This is a genomic window from Trebonia sp., from assembly GCF_030042015.1.
Lineage (GTDB): Bacteria > Actinomycetota > Actinomycetes > Streptosporangiales > Streptosporangiaceae > Trebonia.
Window position 1 is genome coordinate 1 of sequence record NZ_JASIAL010000389.1, and the last position, 4,598, is coordinate 4,598.

The 4,598-nt window shown below is 73.3% G+C and carries 4 protein-coding genes and 1 pseudogene; 2 read left to right on the forward strand and 3 right to left on the reverse strand.

The window, feature by feature from the left end:
• A pseudogene (locus Q1N79_RS21110) lies at positions 1–1,064 on the reverse strand (hypothetical protein); the annotation flags it as partial.
• A 124-nt stretch (positions 1,065–1,188) separates the two neighbouring features.
• On the opposite strand from Q1N79_RS21110, the gene Q1N79_RS21115 reads away from it, so the two are divergent.
• The gene (locus Q1N79_RS21115; protein WP_300611559.1) at positions 1,189–1,773 is read left to right on the forward strand and encodes an HD domain-containing protein; all 585 of its coding nucleotides are present in this window, start codon (positions 1,189–1,191) and stop codon (positions 1,771–1,773) included.
• On the opposite strand, the gene Q1N79_RS21120 is transcribed toward Q1N79_RS21115, so the two are convergent.
• Positions 1,694–2,914 carry a glycosyltransferase 87 family protein gene (locus tag Q1N79_RS21120; protein WP_300611562.1) on the reverse strand — a complete coding sequence of 407 codons (1,221 nt, stop codon included), beginning with the start codon at positions 2,912–2,914 and terminating at the stop codon, positions 1,694–1,696. The two genes, Q1N79_RS21115 and Q1N79_RS21120, sit on opposite strands and share 80 nt — an antisense overlap.
• Before the next feature lie 81 nt (positions 2,915–2,995).
• On the opposite strand from Q1N79_RS21120, the gene Q1N79_RS21125 reads away from it, so the two are divergent.
• A complete protein-coding gene (locus Q1N79_RS21125) occupies positions 2,996–3,751 on the forward strand; it encodes an SDR family NAD(P)-dependent oxidoreductase (RefSeq protein WP_300611563.1) in 756 nt (251 codons plus the stop codon).
• Here the strand turns inward: Q1N79_RS21125 and Q1N79_RS21130 are convergent.
• Positions 3,752–4,598, reverse strand: an 847-nt coding sequence (locus tag Q1N79_RS21130; protein ID WP_300611564.1) for a DUF5941 domain-containing protein, incomplete at its 5' end; no start/stop codon positions are given.

The window sequence follows — 4,598 nt, forward strand, 5'->3', positions numbered from 1 at the left end:
GCCGGCAGCAGCGTGCTCAGCGAGCCGATGCTGGCCAGCACGGTCAGGCCGAGCGCGAACCCGCCAAGCCCGGCGAGCGTCAGCGCGGCCGGGTAGCCGTTCCGCTGCCGGGTCAGCACCAGCGAGTCGGTCACCATGCACAGCCCGCCGAACAGCAGCACCTGGACCAGCGGCTCGCTGAACGGCGCGCGGCTGACATACTGCTCGGGCAGGGTCAGCGCGAGGACGAGCGCGCCCGCCGGCGCCCACCGCGGTCCCGCCAGCCGCCCGACCAGCCCGGCGAACGACAGCACGGCGCACCCGCCGATCACCGGGGGCATCAGCAGCGCTCCCTGCACCCCGCCGAGCCACACCCCGCCCGCGAGCACCAGCGGCAGCCCGGGCATGAACGCGGGCGACACCGTGGTCCCGGCCTGGTAGAAATCCGTGCTCGCGAAGTTCAGCCCCGTGACTGACCCGAACGCCGCGGCCGACTGCGGGATCTTCGCCGACCCGTGCAGCGCGATCCAGTACCCGTACTGCAGGTACGCGCCTGGGTCACTGACCACGAAGACCTGCTGGGAGTCGCGGGCGACCTGCCAGACCGCGAAGCCGACCGCGATCGCCACGGTGGCGAGCAGCGCGCCGGCGGGCACGGCCGGCCGCCTGCGCCGCCAGGACTGCACCGCCGGCCGGGAATCATCGGTCCGCTCGTCGGTGTCCTGCGGGTCGCCGAACCGCGGCCAGCTCAGCGGCAGCTGCCGCATCGCGAAGTAACACAGCGCCAGGGCCAGCGGCACGAAGATGATCAAAATCGCGGCGGGCAGCAGCCGCCCGGCGACCAGCATCGCGGTCCCCGGCACCAGCCAGGCGATCGCCAGCAGCGCGGGCAGCTGCGTGATGGCCGCGAACAGCCAGCCGGGAAGCCACCACAGGCGCACGTACCTGCGCCGGACGGCGGACGCCGCCGAGGCTACCGGTGCCGCGACGACAGCCGTCGCAGACCGCAGGTCGCTGACCGCCCGTGCGCCGCGATCGGGCCCGTCACGATCCGGTTTATCCCGAACGGACAGTGCCGGCTCCACAGCGACAGCCCCTTCGGCCGCCTGTCGGGGACCACGCAGTCGTAGACGCACGGACCCCACTGTAAACCGGCAACCTCTGGCCAGCGCCGCGCGCTGCGGGTGATCGGCGGGCACAATCAGGTAAATGGAGATCTACGCGAACTGGCACACCTGGCCGCAAGCCGAACCTGAGCTGCGGCGCCTGCTGCCCGCGGCCACCTGCGACGCGGTGGCGAGGGCGGTGGAGTTCGCGGTCCGCTACCACGGCGACCAGAAGCGGCCCACCGGGGCGCCGTACCTGGAGCATCTGCTCGAGGCGCTTGAGGTCCTCGTGCGCGGCGCCGGCGTGACCGACCCGGACGTGCTGGCCGCCGCGGTGCTGCACGACGTGGTGGAGGACACCCCGTGCACGATAGCGGACCTGCGGCGGGAGTTCGGCGACCGGGTCGCGGGCCTGGTCGGCTGGGTGACGATCCCCGAGTCTGACGGCGACGGCAAGGCGGCGAAGGAGGCGTACCTGGCGGGGCTGCGGCACGCTCCTGACGACGCGATCGTGGTCAAGCTCGCCGACCGGGCAAGCAACGTGCAGACGCTGCGGAACCTCAGCCCGGCCAGGCAGCGCGAGTACTACGCGCAGACCGTGCGCTACATCATGCCGCTGGCCGCGTCACGGACCTGGTTCGCCACCTGGTACGCGAGCTGGCAGCGGGAACATCGGGATCTGGCGTGACCTGCTCGCCCCGCGCGACCCGGCCGCCGAGCGCGGCCAGCAGCCAGATCACGAGCGTCGCCGGGTAGATGAAGTAACCGAACCGCGTCGACGGGGCGAGCACGAACATGAGCGTCATCGCGCCGGCGAGCAGCAGGACCGCGCGCGGCACGGACCGCGGCGGCCTGACCACGAGCGAGGCGGCGACCGCCAGCCCTGCCGCGACGAGCAGCACGACGACGATCATGTGCCCGACGGGCCCGGTCTCGGCGAGGTCGTGGCCGGGCAGCGGGCTGGACGCCTGGGACGTGACGTGCGCCAGCCCGAGCGGGAACTTGATCGTGTTCTCGACGAGCGCCCTGGGATGGAGCACCAGGAACGGGCCGACGCAGACGGCGACCACGGCCAGCGCGGTCACCGTGAACACCGTGGCCTGCCGCCTGCCGTCGCGGACCGCGAGCACGGCGAGCGCCACGAGCACGGCCGGCCACGCGGTCGCCTTCATCGCCGCGGCGACGCCGAGCGCGAGCCCGGCGAGCACAGGCTGGCGCTCCCAGACCAGGGCGAACCCCAGGCACAGGAAGGCGACCATCGGCACGTCGGTCCCGCCGACCGCGAGCTCGAAGGCGATCACCGGGGTCGCCGCGACAAGCACCGTCCAGCGCCAGGGATCCCCCGCCCCGCCGCGCCGCAGCGCGTAGCCGAACACGACGAGGAACACCACGCCGAACCAGACCCGCGGGTCGGTCAGCAGGCCGTCGCCGAACAGCGCCCTGGGCAGCCCGAACAGCGTCATGACCGGCAGGTACGGGTTGTAGCTGTTCGGATTCCTCGTGGCGGCGAGCGAGGCGGGATCGGCGTACGGGGTGCCGTGGTGGAGCAGCGTCACCGCCGACTGCGCCACGACCGCGACCTCGGGTTGCTCGAGCCCTCTGGCCGCCATCCAGCCGAGCGGGACGAGCAGCGCGCCGCAGAACGACAGCGCCAGCGCCACATCGGCGCCGCGCGCCTTCCAGGCGAGCACGGCCACGAGCGCGAGCACGTATCCGCAGGCCGCTATCTCGCCCCAGAGCTGGTGCACCGAGTCGGTGCTGAAGACCGCGACGAGCAGCGCCCAGAGCGCGGATACGGCGAACACGCCGGCGAGCCAGCGACGGGGCATGGCGGCCGGCGACTGCCATCTGGCACCTAGGCGAACGCCACCCACGAACTCTTTACCTTACCAGGTATAACATCCCCTACTGTGGGTCGACTCGACGGCAAGGCCGCCATTATCACCGGCGGCGAGGGCAGCATCGGCATGGCGACCGCGCGCGCGTTCGCGGCCGAAGGCGCGAGCGTCTTCCTGGCTGGGATTTCCGAGCCCGGGCTGAAGAATGGCGCGGCCGAGCTCGGCGCCGGCGCCGCGTGGAAGGTGACCGACGTCACCGACTCGGCACAGGTGAAGGCGGCCGTGGACGCGGCGGTCGACCGGTTCGGGCGGCTGGACGTGGTGGTCGCCAACGCGGGAATCGCCGGCGCGAACGCGCCGATCGCCGACTTCCCCGAGGACTCGTTCGACCAGACGATCGCCGTGCACGTGCGCGGCGCCTTCCTGCTGTGCAAGCACGCGGTGCCGCACCTGTCGTCGGGCGCCAGCGTGATCATCACCTCCAGCGTGGTCGGCCTGATGGCCGCCCCGCACATCGCCGGCTACGCGACCGCCAAGCACGCCCAGGTCGGGCTGATGCGGACGCTCGCCAGCGAGCTCGCGCCGCGCGGCATCCGGGTCAACACGATCCACCCCGGCCCGGTCGACAACGAGTTCCAGCACCGCATCGAGGTCGTCGCCACCGGCGCCGACCGCGACAAGGCGACCGCGATCTTCGATCAGCTGATCCCGCTGGCCAGGCACGCGGCCCCGGACGAGATCGCGCGCGCGATGCTGTACCTGGCCAGCGACGACAGCTCGTTCATGACCGGGGCGACGCTGGCCGTTGACGGCGGAATGTCCAGCTGATCACGAAGGCGACCGCGACCACCCGACCGCCCAGTCCCAGCCGAGCAGTCCCCACAGGTACACCGCGAGCAGCGGGTAGATGACGGGAACGATTCCCGCGAGCGCGGCCAGGCCCGCCAGGATCATCCGGCCCTCCCAGCCGAGGCCGCGCCGGTCGGGGACGGGCACGAGCCCGGTGCGTACCCGGTACGCCAGCTCAAGGTGGCGCAGCATGACGGCGGCGAGCAGCGCGAACGTCACGGGCGCCCAGGCCCGGTCGGCGAACCCGAGCGCCGCGAGGAACACGTATTCGCCCGCCTGCAGCAGCGGGGGCGCCAGCCAGTCGCGCCGGCCGTCGTGCGGATGCCACGACGCCAGCGCGGCCAGCATCATCGCCTCGACCGGGGTGAGCACCAGGATGCCCGGCAGGTTGTGCAGGCCGAGCCCGGCGAGCATGCCGGTGACGAGCAGCCCGACGAGCAGCGGCGGCAGCGGCGGCAGCTTGCCGTCCACGAACCGGCCGATCCAGACCGCGAGCGGGCCGTCGCCGCGGTACCCGGGAAGCCAGCCGGGCGCCGCCGCCGGGCCTTCGCCGGACTTGCCGGCCAGCAGGGCGGCGAACGCGAGCACGCAGAGCAGGAGCTGGACGGCGAACGCCACCCGCGCTCCCGCGAGCAGCGCGGCGGCACCGATCACCAGCAGCCGCGCGCCGCCCGGCGCCCCGGCGAAAGCCTGGATCCGGCGGGCGCGGACCGCGACCGCCCCCGTGGCCGCCAGGCTCAGCTCCGCGATCTGCAGCAGCCCGAGCGCGATCGCCGCCGCCGCCGCGAGCCGCCACACGCCGTCGGCCCCCGGCCCGCCCAGCCCG

Coding starts and splice junctions, on each gene's coding strand:
- Q1N79_RS21115 (WP_300611559.1), top strand. CDS start 1,189: ATGGAGATCTACGCGAACTGGCACACCTGGCCGCAAGCCGAACCTGAG.
- Q1N79_RS21120 (WP_300611562.1), bottom strand. CDS start 2,914: ATGCCCCGTCGCTGGCTCGCCGGCGTGTTCGCCGTATCCGCGCTCTGG.